Source organism: Armatimonadota bacterium (assembly GCA_013314775.1).
GTDB lineage: Bacteria > Armatimonadota > Zipacnadia > Zipacnadales > JABUFB01 > JABUFB01.
Window position 1 is genome coordinate 108,565 of the sequence record JABUFB010000012.1, and the last position, 14,117, is coordinate 122,681.

Here is a 14,117-nt window from a genome sequence, read left to right on the forward strand (position 1 = left end):
CGCCCGTGTCTGCCCTTTCGCTGTTCGCGCTCCTGCTCGCCGCGCTGTCCCCTTGTTTCGCGCAGTCCCCGGGCAGTCCTCTGCAGCCCCTGGAACCGGATGAAAACACCTGCGTCCTTTACCACTTCGACGAGGGCGAAGGCGCGGTCCTGCACGATGCCAGCCCGCATGGGAACCACGCCGAGTTGCGCGGGCCCCAGTGGTCGCCGGGGAAGTTCGGCAGCGCGCTGTGGTTCGACGGCGAGGATGACTGCGTGTTCCGCGAGGTGCCGGAGTCGATCCGAGATCTGAGGCAAATTACTGTGGAGTGCTGGGCGAACCAGGAGCACACGTCGGGACGGCGGTTCATGGCGGGGCAGGACGTGGGCTTCCACTTCGAACTGGACGACGGTTCAGGCGCCTCGATCTCCCTGTACAACAAGGGCGGCGGAGTGCCCAATGCGGAGGGCAAACCCCACCAGCAGGTAGCCTCGCAGGTGGGCAGTCTACGGCCCGGGCGCTGGCACCATGTGGCGATTACCTACGATGGGAAGATGGTGAGCTTCTTCATCAACGGGGTGCTCAAAGCCCGGCATCCCGGCCCGTCGGACTTCTCGCTGGGCGCTCCCTCGCGGGGCCTGTGGCTTGGATGCTATGTGGGGATGGATTACTGGTTCAGCGGCCTGCTGGACGAGTTCCGGGTCTCCAACTGCGTGCGCTATGACCCCGATAACAAGCTTACAATCGGTGAGAAGGTGTTTGAGATGCCGGAAGCCGCCGTGCAACTGGTTCGTCCTGCGGCCGCTTTGCGGGAGCCGAAACGCACCGGAGAGGCCACCCTCCGCATGACTCTGCGGAAGCGCTATGGGGGAAATGCTTCCGGGTGGGTCTACCTAAAGCCGCCGGCGAAGCCCGCGGTGGTTGTGGGCGAGTATGCGCTGAAGAACCTCGCAGACGGCGCTGAGACTTCGTTGGACATCGACGTGACTGACGAGTTCGCGGGCGATGGCCGATACATCCTTGGACTTGAGCAGGTGGACACCGGGGGGTACTTCGCACTAAAGCAAGCAACTCTCAGCGCCAAGGGCGCACCAGTTGCATCCTGGGAGGGCGAGGTGCAGTCACGCCGCACCTTCGGTCCGCCGGTGCTAGCGATTCTCGGTGTGGGCGCGGATCGCGCGCCGAACTCGGGACGCATCGTGCTTCTGCCCGGCAACGTGGACCGCGTGCAGGGCGCACCGGAGATCGATGCATCTCGTGCCGACCAGCCGCCCTGCATCGTGGGCGAGGGGCACGTGGAGTGGTGGTTCGACGTGCCAGCGCGGTCGGCATACCGCGTCTATATGCGCTACGCCAGCTCGGGGTTCCGCCCGTGTGACATCGTGGTGGATGGCGTCGATGTGCACCCCTACCACATGGGCGCGCGCAACAGCACAGGACGCACCATGGCGCAGGATGCCTTCTGGGAATACCAGGGAACGGTCACCCTTGATCCGGGCCCACATTGGCTGCGGGTCCAGAATTTCCTGCCGGACATGGTGGCGCTGCGGCTTGATCCCGTGGCGCAAGTCGGTCCGGCGCGGGTGCCGTGGAACAGGTTCCCGGTGCCCGCGGGAGACTTCCTTTGCAGGGCTTCGGACTGGGACGCACGGGCTGATTTCGGAAAGCCGGAGGAACCGTCGGCGAGGCTGGGTCAATCAGGAGATACTTGTGAGTTGCGCTTCGCGACGCGGTTCACCAACACGAATGAAGAAGATCTCTTCGCAGGGGACGCCGTGCGCTTCGTTCATGACTGCGCATGGGATCTGGAACCCTTCGGCAGGGTGAGTTTCGAGTTTCGCGGGCAGGGCAGAGGGCACGTGGTCTCCCTGTGGCTGATAGACGCCAAGGGCGACGAAAAGCTGTTGTGGCGCAGGCGCGACAACTCAGCCGCCCCACAACAGGTGAACGTCCCCCTGTCCTTCGAGGGCAACACGGTGTTCGACCCCGGCCGCGTGTCGGCGGTCTGCGTAGTGCTGGACGAGGGCAATATGCGGGCGGAAGAGGTGAACGATTTCGCGTGCGCGATCATTGCTCCGAAGTTCGAGCGTCGAGATATCATCGCCACACCCGAAGGCTATGCGGCGGCTGTTCTGGCGGCGCGGGAGATGCTGCCTGACGTGCCCGCGAGGGGCGCCACGCTGCTTGCTCCGGGATTCCACCCCTGGACGCAGCCTGTTGTGCCCGAAGAGCACCCGCTGTTTGCGATCACCGAGCCGAAGCCGGTAACACGGGGTGTCCTGGGTTACGATCTGCATTTCACCGGGGCACGTGATATCTCTGCCCCAGCGCTCGACGATTTTCACACCCACTATGACTTCGGCGACATCTGCTGGCCGCACATCGGCATATTACCTCAACGCCGGAATTACGCGGACGACGCGGCGTACGCGAAGGCGCTCGGGGACATGGAAGAGCGGCTGCGCGAGGTGAACCGCCGAAATCTGATCCTGTGGGACATCTGGGGCTATGTGCCCTTCGGCGAAGCAGGCCCGACGCCGCGAGTTGAGCCCGAGCACCACCAGGCCCTGCTGCGGGTGTTCGGCGACCGCTTCCTGGGGTACGACAATGGGGAGCAGGACGGACGGTACATCGGGGCCTACGCGGACCGTGGCCCGCACACCAACCGAAAGGAAGGCTGGGAGGATTTCGTGCGGTGGGACGAGGGCATCTGCAATGACAGCATGAACTTCATGAACGCCACCGGGTCCCTCAACTTTTCCCATTACTACGGGGAACGCGGCGCGCGCACCCTGGGCCTTGAGACCGCGCAAGGACTCCCCAGCGACACTCTTATGTTCGCGTTCCTGCGCGGCGCCGGCAAGCAGTACGGTCGGCTTCTGACCCAGGCCACCTCGATCTGGAACCGCTACGGCTACAACATGTACCACGACCGACGCAATGAGAACCCCGGCGGGTATGGGCTCGGCCCCAACAAGGGCTGTTCCCTCAGCCTGCACCGGCGCCTGTTCTTCCAGAGCTACTCCGGCGGCGACAGCATCGTGGGCACCGAGACCTCCCAGTTCACCGCCGACCGCCTGGAAAGCGGGGCGCCGGAACTCAGCCCCCTGGGTGCCCAGCACCTGGCCATCAAGCGATGGGTCGAGGAACACCCGGACCGGGGCGTCATGTACACTCCGGTGGCCTTCATGCTGGACTTCTACAACGGCTGGAACATGCCGCGCCACCTCTACCGGGGCGACAAGTACAAGATCTGGGGCAAGCTGCCGTACGAAAAGGGCGACTACCTTATCGACGGCATGTTCCGGATGGTCTGGCCCGGTTACGAGGACTGCAGTTATCTGCGCAGTGAGCGCGGCTTCATCACCCCCACACCCTTCGGCGACATCTTTGACGTGCTGAACAACCGCTGCCATCAGGACATCATCCAGCAGTATCAGGCGATCATGCTCCTGGGTGACGTGGAACTGACGCCTGAGATCACCGCGAAGCTCCGGGCCTTCGTGGAGGCCGGCGGGGACCTGATCACCGACGCGAAGCACGCGCGGCAGTTGCCCGAGGAACTCACCGGGGTGACTTGCGGCGACGAGCGTAGAGGGGTTCTGTCCAGGCGCACGGACACCGGCGAGGTGTTCGACGAGCACCCCTATACCTACAGCGTCTTGACGCTCAACGGTGCACAGGCGCTGCTGGTGAATGAGCGGGGGCACGGGTTGGTGACGGTGAACGCGGCAGGTCAGGGCCGGGTGATTGTGGGCGCGGCGGACTACTGGATGACCGACAGGCTGAATTATGCCGCGCCGGAACTGGTGAACATGGAGCACCTTACACGCTGCTGAAAGGTGTACGGGCGGTGCTTGGCGAGTACTTCGGGAGCTTCAGCCCGGTGTCCTGTGAGCCCGGTGGGCTGAATGTGCGGGTAAACTGTTTCGCGAATGACCCGAAGCGGCTGCTGGTGACCTTGACCAACAATGAGCTGTTCGCGGACTGGGAGGGAACGGTCACGGTGCGTCTCGGTGAAGTGGCGCAGGCCAGAGAACTCTGGCTGAACGAGCCGGTTGAGGTGAGTGAGAGGAATCTGAGCCTGAGTGTGCCGGCGGGGGATGTGGCGGTGGTTGATGTGAGGCTGAAGTAGGGCTGAGGCAGCGGTGCAGCTTCAGCAGATCCTGGGTGAAGACGCGTTGGGTACAGGCGCCCGAGTTCGGAAAAGGTCCAAACTCGGGCACCGGTCCCCAATGTGCTAAGATGACAGGGTGATTCTTGGCTCCCGCCTACTTCATCTGCGGCAGGATGATCCCGCGCAGAATGATCTTCTGGCAGAACAGGAAGACCAGTAGCACCGGGATTGAGTTCACGATGAAGGAGGCCATCACCACGTATGGCGCTCCTGCAAGCGTCTGCGAGAACTGGTAGGTCCACACTGCGATGGTCCAGATCTTCGGGTCCTGGGCCACGATGATCGCCCACTCCCACCCATTGTACGCCGCGATGAAGGCGTTCAGCATCCCCACCGCCAGGATCGGTTTGACCAGCGGCAATGAGACCCGGATGAAGATGAGCCATTCGGGCGCACCGTCGATAGTCGCCGCCTCGTACAGCTCCTGGGGCAGCGAGTCGAAAAACCCCTTGAGCAGAAAGATAGTCATGCCGTTTGCTGCACCGGGGAGCACCAGGGCGGCGAAGGTGTTGAGCAAGCCGAGGTCGCGCAGAAGCAGGAAGCCGGGGATCGCTGCGACCGCTGCCGGGAAGGCCATGGTTGCAAGGCAGAAGATGATGATCTTATCTGACCCACGCAGGCGGAACCGGCTCAGGGCATACGCCGCAAGCGGGTTGACGGTAAGCGCGATGAAGACCGCCAGGCAGACCAGAATCACCGTGTTGCGCACCGCGAGGCCACGGTGGATAAGGTAGTCGATGACCGCCATGTAGTTACCGAAAAGGTTGTCGAGCAGGAAGGACCTTTGCTTGTTGTCGAAGGTGACCAGCAGGGCTTGTCCGAAGGGAATGCCGAGCTGCTCAATTGAGGTGAGGTTCAGCCCGTAGGCGGCGTTGATCGCCGCCAAGCTGCCGTGGCGCTTGAGTGCGAATTTCTGGAAGGCTTGCTCGGGCAGGGTGTCGCGGATGCGCCACTGCTCCACGGGGATGTTGGTGCGCAGGAAGTCCATCCAGACCCGGCCCAGGGGGCCGTTGGGGACGGTTGGCGTGAGCTTGATGTCCTCCCACTTCGAGACCGGGTCCCAGGTCTGCCCGGTCCCGGCCAGGACGCGGTTCAGGTAGTCAATGCTGGGGAACCGGTCCTGCAAGAACTTCTGGAACTTCGCCTGTCTGCCGGCAACGCTAATCTCAACGTGACGCAGAGGGAAGTCGGTCATCAGGAACTGCCGCCACATCGCCACTTGCTCCGCCGGCGCGTCATCAGGCACCGGGAACGGCAAGGCGGCCAGTTGCTCGGGCGTAAGCGTTTCGTCCTGTTTCGCGACGTAGTCCTCCCAGATGAACCGCAGCGCTGCCGGCCTCAGGTAACCCGCGTATGCGCCTTCACCCTTGAGATATGGGGTGAAGCGGTTGTCGCGGTAGGCTTTGCGGAACTCCAGCAGGTCCTCGTAGCGCACGTCGAGTTCCGGCGTGTAACTGGCCTGGTCGATGGGCTCGCCGCTCCATTCGCTGGCGTTCACCTTGGCAAAGTCGTCGATGGACATCTGCCAGGCCTTGTTCAGGTTCTCCAGGGTCTTGTAGCGCGCGCGCAGGAAAGGCGCGACATACCGGTTGTCATAGGCCAGGATCGTCTCGCGCAGGTCCCACGTCTCCATGAACTCCGCGTAGTCTCGCGCCGCTGCCTCAAGTTGCTCGCGCTGCTCAGGATCCTTGAGACGGACAAGCTGCTTCGCGGCCCACGCGTCACTGTTCTCGTGGTCATCGCCGATCTGGCTCCATATGGTCCAGTCCGCGGGCAGGTCCGGAAAATACGCGCGTACCTGGCGCAATGATGCCCTGTGGGCCGGTGGGAAGTAGGCGCACAGCATGTGCATGAAGCGGTCTTCGACCGACCACAGGTACCGGGGCATGGGGTCGCGGCGGTCGTAGTCGAAGCCATTGCTGACCGACCCTGTGAGCATGACCATGAAGGGGTAGACCATGGTTATGCCGCCGATGATCAAGGCGATGTAAATGCCCATGATCACTGCGCGACCCTTGGGTGTCTTGCGGTCGATATCGTTGATAATTGGCACTCGTCAGTCGTCTCCCCTCGCCTGGCGGAAGTCCACCCGGCGCAGGATGCGAAGCTGCATGTAGGTGAAACCGATAAGGATGCTGCCGAGAATCCAGGCGTACGAGGTGGCCAGCGAAAAACGCATGTTCACGTACGCCTCCTGCCAGATCGCCATCCCCATGACCATGGTCTCCTTGCCCGGCCCGCCGAAGGTGAGCAGGAAGATGGAGCCCATGGACTGGAACGTGGCGATGAAAGCCCCCACGAAATTGATGAGCACCAGCGGGGAGATGGTCGGGATGGTGATATGTCGGATGCGGCCGAGGATTGTGGCGCCGTCGAGACTGGACGCCTCGTAGAGCTCCTCTGGCACGGACTTGAGCGCCGCCAGGTAGATCAGACTGCTGATGCCAGCCGACGCCCAGACGCTGGGGATGATGACGCAGGCCATGACCGTGTGCGGGTTGCCCAGCCAGTCCACCGGAGGCAGGTCCCACAGGCCGAGTATCGGCGCGAGGACTCGGTTGATCGTGCCCTGCGCAGTCCCGGCGTACATTTCCTTCCACATAAGAGTGACGACCAGACCCGAGGTCATCTGCGGCAGAAAGAACAGTGTACGGAAGAAGACCTTGAACCGCGGCACCTCAGTCAGCAGGAACGCCAGGATGATCGGGGTGCAGAACGCCAGGCCAAGGTTCCACAGGACGAAACGGAACGTGGTCAGCAGGTAGTGGTAGAAGTTGGGGTCAAGCGCGATACTGATGAAATTGCTCAGTCCAACGAACGGCGAATGCCCGACCACCTTGTAGTCCTGGAAAGCCATGACAAGACCACGGGCCAGGGGGTAGTAGCCCCACAACGCAATGGACGCCAGCGCGGGCAGGAGCATCAACCACGGCAACCAACCCGTATACACGCCCGCCCTGCTCTCCGTCTTGCGTAACTGGTCGCGCACGATGAGCACGGTGAAAAACGCGAAGAACAGGGCAATGAACCCGGCGATGATCCGCGCCTTCGGGCGGTACTTATCAAGCACTTCGCGAGGGCGCTCGAACATGATCCCTGTATTCGCGTCGCGCTCCAGGTTTTTCAGGGCGGTCTTGTAGTCGAAGTCCTTCCCGCTTGGGCGCAGGACCAGATCAATGATCTCGCGCTGGTAGAAGTCCCGGAATTGAAGCCACTTGCCCATGAAGGGCTCCACGACCTCCAGGATTTCGCCGTTCTCGATCTGCTTCCACATCCGCAGGTTCTCGGGTGGAATCTCCCGCAGGTAATCCTGAAAGCCGAGACGCTCCAGGTCGCGGGGGTTGAGAAACTTGGCCTGCCCGGCAGCCACCTTGCGGCGGATCTCCTCGTCGGAGCCCTCGGGACTGCAGATGCGCCGCATCATCTCCCAGACCAGGTCGCGGTAGGCCTTCCTGTCCTTCTCGGAATGACCGCCGCGGCGCAGGACGTCCTTGCCGATCATGAAAAAGCTATTGGATGCCTGCAGCACCGGGCGCAACTTGTCGTTCATCGCGGGGAAGGGCATCATGCCCAGGTCATCCGGCGGGATGCCCAGGTTCTGGAACTCCGTCATGTCCCCCGCCCAGAGCGGGTACATGGCAAGGTCTCGGCCCAGTCGCTTGAGGGTTTCCAGCAGGTTGGTGGTAGTGACGCCGATGCATCCTTCGATCACGTCGTCTTTCGCGAAGGTCACCCGGCGGCCCTGGAACATGACGAAACCGTTGTCCACATCCTGCTGTGTCAACTCCACGGGCTCCCCGGATGCCTTGTCCAGAATCCACGGAGCCCAGCGCAGGCGGTGGTAGAAAGCCACGGCGGCGGTGCATTCGGGGCTGGCCACATTGCAGCGCCATTTGGGCTTGGCGGTGGATACATCGTGTCCCTTACTGCAGGTCAGGTCGGTCTCCTGCTCATTGAGGGTAACTATCTCTCCGCAGGTGGGGCACTTGCGGTCCTGGACGACGATGCTCGAGCCTGTCGTGGCCACCCACGGCGCGAACGCCCAGCTCTGCGAGGTTAGCTCCAGGCCGAAGGTTTTCTTGACCGGGTCATACAGGAGTCGCACCCAGCGAATGAACTCGTCATAGGTCTTTGGCGGGTTCATCGGATCGAGACCGGCCTTGCGAAGGAGGGTCTTGCTGTAGAGAATGCCCACGTATGTTCCGCCGCGATTGGGCAAGGCATAGGGCTTGCCGTCCACCGTGACAACCTGGCGGTACAAGGGCTTGATGTTCGCCCATTCCGGCCACTTGCTCTCGTCCAAGTCGATAAGGCCGTTGAGATCGGGCTTGCCGTCCTTACCGAGCTTTGGCTTTCCGTTGGCGAGAACCCCGTCTTCGCCGATCCATTCTACGAGCGGGTATGCAAGACGCTGCTCAACGGCCTGACGTATGTCGGTTTCGAAGATATCCGGACCGATGTTCGCGGCCATAGCCATGGCCAGGCTTGCCCGGGCGCCCTCGGCGGGCATGCGGATGCCGTCCCACTGCACCAGACGCACATTGGGGTGCTCCGCGAGGAAGTCCCGGATGATCTTGGGCTGGCGATTCTGGGCGTTGTACCGGGAGGTGACGGAGATTGGGAAGACAGTGTCCTGCGGGCCGGGTTCGCATGACGCGGGACGCAAGGCGCAGAAATTGGAGATAAGAAGCGCGAGTACGGGCAGACAGCGTCGCAGGCCCAACCTGATCATCCTTTGCGGGAAGATGTGAACACGGTCCAGGGCGTTGGTAGTTATCGGGAGTCCCGGATTCGGTGGCGGAACGAACGCGTCAGGTGTGTTGAGTAGAATATCACACGGCGCGGTCTTTGAAAAGCGCGAGGCAGTCGCAGGTCGGGGGCCTACTGGCGGTGAATCAGCGCTGTGTGACGCCGAACCCCATCAGTGGAGAGGACCAATGGACTACCCGAGAATCGACGAAGCTTTGCGCCTGAAGAGGCTCGCCCCTCCGACCGGCCCCGTATCCATGGTGCTGGATACCGACACATACAATGAAGTGGATGACCAGTTCGCCGTCGCCTACGCTCTCCTCGCCCCCGAGAAGCTGAAAGTTGAGGCGCTTTACGCCGCACCTTTTCACAACAATCGCTCCAGCGGCCCCGAAGACGGGATGGAGAAAAGCTACGATGAGATCATTCGCATTCTGGAACGTCTAGGCCGTTCACCGGAAGGGTTCGTATTCCGTGGTTCCCGCAGTTACCTGCCGGGCGCGGATTTGCCCGTGGAAAGTGAGGCCGCACGAGACCTGGTAGCGAAAGCGATGGCTTCTGGCGATGAGCCTTTGTATGTACTGGCCATCGGCGCCATCACCAACGTGGCCTCCGCGATCTTGATGGAGCCCGAGATCATCCAGCATATCGTGGTGGTCTGGCTGGGCGGGCAGCCCCACACGTGGTTCACTGCGAGGGAGTTCAACCTGCAGCAGGATGTGCCCGCTGCACGGGTTGTTCTCGATAGCGGGGTCCCCTTCGTGCATATCCCGTGCAAGAATGTGGCCGAACACCTCACCACAACTATAGCGGAGCTTGAGGCCCATGTGGCCGGACACGGCGCACTTGCGGACTACCTCGTGGACATCGTGCGCGGCTACCACCACGATCATTTCGCGTGGGCAAAGGTGATCTGGGACATCTCCACTGTGGCGTGGCTCATCGACAGCGCCTGGGTGCCCACGGTGCTCACCCACGCGCCGATTCTCACGGACCAAGTGACCTATTCACTGGATCGCAGCCGGCACCTTATGCGTGAGGCGATCCACTGCGACAGGAACGCTATCTTCGGCGATGTGTTTCGGCGACTGCGGCAGGGGTAGGGCGTGATAGACAACGGCCGGCGGGTTCCAAGCCGCCGCCCTGCAAGACGGCGGACGGCCGGGCTCACAAGGCAGGCCCGGCCGTCGCAGTAGTCGTTGTGTTCGCGCCCGGCTACTTCCTCGACTCGGCCTGCAATCGCGCGGCCTGCCCTGGGTCGCCAATGTGCAAGGTGTCGTAGGCCTGCTGCGAGGTCTTGAAGGCCCCCACGCCCTCATGTCCATGCCAGTCGCCCTGGTGGTGCATGGGGTTGGGCATGCCCGTCTCCTTCTCCCGTTTGGCGATCCACGCTTCCATCCGGCCCTTCAGATGCTCAACCACGTCGGGCAACTGGTCAGCGAGATTGCAATTCTCGTCCGGGTCAGTGACCAGATTGTACAGCTCGACCGGCGGTTTGAAGTGGAAGTCCGGCTCGAGAGCCACTATGAGCTTCCATTCCGGCGTGCGCCAGCCGTGCTTGCGCATCCAGGTGCATTCGGTAATATAGAACTCCGGGTCGTGCGAAGGTACCTCCCCCCGGGCCATGGGCAGGAGACTCTCGCCGTCGAAGCTGTAATCCGGGACCTCAATGTCGGCCAGGTCCAATATGGTCGGGGTGAGGTCCTTGTGCTGGGCGAAGCCGCTCAATCGCTGTCCGGCCGGGACCTTGCACGGGTAACGTATCACCAACGGCACGTGCAGTACCGTGTCATAGATACCGTGGTGGTCGAACCAGCACTCGTGGTCATAAAGCGTCTCGCCGTGGTCGGATGTGATGACCACGATGGTGTTGTCCAGGATGCCCAGGGTCTCCACCGCGGTGAAGATCGTCTGGATCGCCGCATCCATGTAGGCCACCGCGCCGTCATACTGGGCGATGACGTAGTCCTTGTCCGTGATGCCGGGGGGCATCCAGCTTGCGAAGAAGTCGCAGAAGGGTTTGAAGCTCATCACCGGTTCCATGGACTTGTTGGCCGGATCGCACTCGTCGCCATGGTAGAACATGCGCTCATACGGCTCGGGCGGCAGGTACGGGGCATGAGGGTCCATGTGGCGCAGGAACAGCAGGAAAGGCTCGTCCTGCGCGGCGAGGCGCTTGAGTTCGGGGATGGCCACCTTGTTCAGGTTTTCGGCCTTCGGGCTGCGTCCCTCGTTCCAGCTTCCCCAGCCGGAGAAGCCGATGTATTTATCGAATCCGCGCGAGGCCGGATTTCCTTCGAACCCCACGGAGGTGGTGTTGTAACCTGCCTCCTTGCAGATCTCCGCGAGGGTGCGGACTTCCGAACGCATCGGCCCTTTATGGCGCAGGGCCACCACCTGGGTGCTGAAACAGTCCATGCCGGTGAGCATGGAGCCGTAGCCGCTGGTGGTGGGGATATGCGGGCTGAAGTAGTTCTCCCACAGCGTGCCACCCTCAGCGAAGCGGTCCATGTAGGGGGTGGTCAGGCGCGGGTAGTTGTAGCAACTCATGTGATCGGCGCGCAGCGAATCAATGCCGATCAGCAGGATATTGGGCTTTCGGCAGCAGCATGACATGTTGTGGTCTCTCCTATTGGTGAGCCAGGGCGCAGGGCTCCGCAGGCATAGGTTCAACCGTCCGCATCGTGGGCGAACTCCTGGGACGCGTTTGCGACGATCCCTCCGTTCACGCCCACAACCCAGACGGGGATGGTGACCGCCATCTTCGCGTGTGGCAACTCGCGGACCACTCGCTCAAAGTACACGACGTTTTCATCGATCTGACGTGCGCTGCACTGCATGGGAACGATTAGCACACCTATCTCAATGTCGTCGGCTGCGTACGAGAGAAGGAACTTGAAGATATCCGTGTACCACCGTGCCATGTTGCCGAACTGGACCTCGATCTGGATCGGACCCTTCTTGAAGTCCGCGACCAGTCGCGATTCAGACTGTGACACTATGCGTGGATGCCGCTCCCAGCCTCTCTGCTCAAACTCTCGGTCGAACTCGCGGTTAGTGGCAGCCTGGTTGATGCTAAGCATGGCGACCTGTCTACCGTCACGAACGCGCGGAGTGGGGCCTTTTGGGGATGCTTGCCACTGGACGGTGGCGATGACGTCAGTTATCTCCTGCATCTCCTGCGCGAACTCGTGCAGAAGGATCGCTTCGGCGTGCCTGTAGCTATAGGTGGCGGCAACCTTCATCGGTCGTGCCCCCCGTTGGGCAGAGACGGGTTGTACACCGGCATGTCGAGTGGGCGGTACGGGACTGTGCCCGCAATCGCCTCCGCTATTCGCTGCCGCGCAATCTCCAAGTACTCCGCGACTGTATCGGCGCCAGCTGCTCTCCGCCCACGCATTACGGCGGCAACTGCGGACGTACCAGCACCGAGATAGGGGTCCACCACGAGATCACCCGGCCTTGTCAGGCTCAGAACCAGACGCTCAACAAGCGCAATCGGATACTGGCACGGGTGTGCGGTCTTCTCGCGATGGTTCGCCTTGACGTTAGGGATGATCCAGAGATCGCCAGGGTTCTTACCTTTGGGGTTGCAGGAGAGGGCCCCGGCTTTCGGGCCCTTGAAGTGCTTCTTCGACTGGTATTTCTGGGGAACGCGCACGGCATCCAAATCGAAGTAGTAGGCGTCTGACTTCGTGAACCAAAGGATGACCTCGTACCTGCCCGAGAAGCGCTTCGTGCAATGAAGACCGTGCTCGAAATGCCAGACCACGCGGTTCCGCAGCTTCAGCCCATGCTGCACAAACGTTGGGTACAGCAGAATGTCGAGTGGCGCGATCTCGCCGTTCTCAACGTAGTTGCCAACTTGCCAGCAGATGCTCCCGTCTTCCGCGCAGATGCGGACCGCTTCCGCGATAGTCCGAGACTGCATCTCAATGTACGCGTCGACTGAGTTTTTCCGTTCGTACTCCTTGCCAAGGTTGTAAGGCGGGGACGTGACAATGAGGGAAGCCGCCCCATCGGGTATCTGTCCAAGTAGCGCCAGGCAGTCACCATGGTATAGCGTCACCGTAGCGTCGTGACGGTACTCCGATGAGACCTGCAGTTCGTGCGCTGCCAGTCGCAGCGTCTCAGACGGCATTGGGCTTCCCCCTCCTTCTTCGTGCGTCTCGTGGCCCAGAAGGTACCATGGGCCGCGACGTCTTGTCAAACAGGCGTTCCACAGGTTCTGTGCGCCAATGCACGGGCGGGATTACCTCGCGCCGCAGGCCTGGAGACATGCCTGCATGTGCCCGCGGGCCTCCGCGGCGATTACTGCGCACCAGTCCGCCGGGTAATCCTTCGCGCCGATGACCTCCAGATTCAGCGGCCCGTTGTAGCCGTTCTCATGCAGCACGCGGATATATCCCACCAGATCGATGTCGCCACGACCGTTGGCCTGCAGTTCCGCCGGTCCGGGGCCCTGCTGGCGGCCCTTGCAGTCGCGGATGTGCACATGCTTGACCCGGGAGATCACTGCCGCGATGGCTTCCACCGGGTTTTCGCCCGACCGGTAGATGTGGGATGGGTCCATGTCGATGCCGAAATGCGGCGAGGAAATCGCCTCCATCGCGCGCAGAGTGGTGGGAGTGTTGTAGATGCAGGCACCCACGTGGGCTTTGACGCAGAGAGTGAGTCCGTAGGTGCCGGCGCGGTCCGCGAGGGTCCCCAGGGAATCGATGGTCTCCTGCAAGCTCTCCTCATCATCGGTCTTCCCGCCGGGACCGCAATTGACGATGGGGATGCCGATCTCTGCTGCGGCCTGGAAAGCGGTCTCCATGATCGCCGGATCGCGGGATGGCTGCTCCATGGCCAAGAGCTCAAGACCATACTCGGCGGACAGCCGCTTCACCTCCGGCGCGATCTCCTGCCAGCGGCTCAGAACCAGGTGCTCACTCATACCGTCGATCGCTGACAATTCGATGCCATCGTAGCCGGCCATTGCGATGTACTTGAAGGCCGTCTCCATGGAATGGCCGCCGAACAAGACTGAATTGGCGCCAAGCTTCATGTGTGCCCAATCTCCCTTCGCACCGTGTGCGTTCGTGAATGTGATTTCGAGACGCGCGGCACAATCAGACGTGAACCCTGGCGTCCGCGCGGGCTCTCATGTGAGTATATGCGCCGCGGGGTGGAAGAACACCTTCCGGCATGCGGAGAAGTCCCGCGAAAA

The 14,117-nt window shown here is 62.0% G+C and carries 9 protein-coding genes; 3 read left to right on the forward strand and 6 right to left on the reverse strand.

From position 1 onward, the window contains the following. Positions 1 to 5 precede the first annotated feature (5 nt). Positions 6 to 3,818 carry a LamG domain-containing protein gene (locus HPY44_16345; protein NSW57581.1) on the forward strand — a complete coding sequence of 1,271 codons (3,813 nt, stop codon included), beginning with the start codon at positions 6 to 8 and terminating at the stop codon, positions 3,816 to 3,818. 14 nt (positions 3,819 to 3,832) lie between these two features. Further along, a complete protein-coding gene (locus HPY44_16350) occupies positions 3,833 to 4,114 on the forward strand; it encodes a hypothetical protein (GenBank protein NSW57582.1) in 282 nt (93 codons plus the stop codon). A 136-nt stretch (positions 4,115 to 4,250) separates the two neighbouring features. On the opposite strand, the gene HPY44_16355 is transcribed toward HPY44_16350, so the two are convergent. Further along, positions 4,251 to 6,209 carry a carbohydrate ABC transporter permease gene (locus HPY44_16355; protein ID NSW57583.1) on the reverse strand — a complete coding sequence of 653 codons (1,959 nt, stop codon included), beginning with the start codon at positions 6,207 to 6,209 and terminating at the stop codon, positions 4,251 to 4,253. Positions 6,210 to 6,212: 3 nt separating this feature from the next. Further along, the gene (locus HPY44_16360; GenBank protein ID NSW57584.1) at positions 6,213 to 8,879 is read right to left on the reverse strand and encodes an extracellular solute-binding protein; all 2,667 of its coding nucleotides are present in this window, start codon (positions 8,877 to 8,879) and stop codon (positions 6,213 to 6,215) included. A gap of 214 nt (positions 8,880 to 9,093) precedes the next feature. On the opposite strand from HPY44_16360, the gene HPY44_16365 reads away from it, so the two are divergent. Next, entirely contained in the window at positions 9,094 to 10,008 is a 915-nt protein-coding gene (locus HPY44_16365; GenBank protein ID NSW57585.1) for a nucleoside hydrolase, read from the forward strand. A gap of 112 nt (positions 10,009 to 10,120) precedes the next feature. Here HPY44_16365 and HPY44_16370 read toward each other — a convergent pair whose 3' ends face one another. The 4 genes from HPY44_16370 to HPY44_16385 all read right to left on the reverse strand — a co-directional run bounded on the left by HPY44_16370 (position 10,121) and on the right by HPY44_16385 (position 13,955). Continuing rightward, positions 10,121 to 11,521, reverse strand: coding sequence for a sulfatase (locus HPY44_16370; GenBank protein NSW57586.1), 1,401 nt, complete (start codon positions 11,519 to 11,521; stop codon positions 10,121 to 10,123). A 53-nt stretch (positions 11,522 to 11,574) separates the two neighbouring features. Further along, positions 11,575 to 12,150 carry a hypothetical protein gene (locus tag HPY44_16375; GenBank protein ID NSW57587.1) on the reverse strand — a complete coding sequence of 192 codons (576 nt, stop codon included), beginning with the start codon at positions 12,148 to 12,150 and terminating at the stop codon, positions 11,575 to 11,577. After that, positions 12,147 to 13,046, reverse strand: coding sequence for a site-specific DNA-methyltransferase (locus HPY44_16380; GenBank protein NSW57588.1), 900 nt, complete (start codon positions 13,044 to 13,046; stop codon positions 12,147 to 12,149). Before HPY44_16380 ends, HPY44_16375 begins: the two co-directional genes overlap by 4 nt. A gap of 111 nt (positions 13,047 to 13,157) precedes the next feature. After that, entirely contained in the window at positions 13,158 to 13,955 is a 798-nt protein-coding gene (locus HPY44_16385) for a sugar phosphate isomerase/epimerase (protein NSW57589.1), read from the reverse strand. Positions 13,956 to 14,117 lie beyond the last annotated feature (162 nt).

Bases quoted from the DNA above. Each gene is read 5' to 3' on its own strand.
- HPY44_16365 (NSW57585.1), top strand. From the start codon at position 9,094: ATGGACTACCCGAGAATCGACGAAGCTTTGCGCCTGAAGAGGCTCGCC.
- HPY44_16375 (NSW57587.1), bottom strand. From the start codon at position 12,150: ATGAAGGTTGCCGCCACCTATAGCTACAGGCACGCCGAAGCGATCCTT.
- HPY44_16385 (NSW57589.1), bottom strand. From the start codon at position 13,955: ATGAAGCTTGGCGCCAATTCAGTCTTGTTCGGCGGCCATTCCATGGAG.
- HPY44_16370 (NSW57586.1), bottom strand. From the start codon at position 11,521: ATGTCATGCTGCTGCCGAAAGCCCAATATCCTGCTGATCGGCATTGAT.
- HPY44_16380 (NSW57588.1), bottom strand. From the start codon at position 13,046: ATGCCGTCTGAGACGCTGCGACTGGCAGCGCACGAACTGCAGGTCTCA.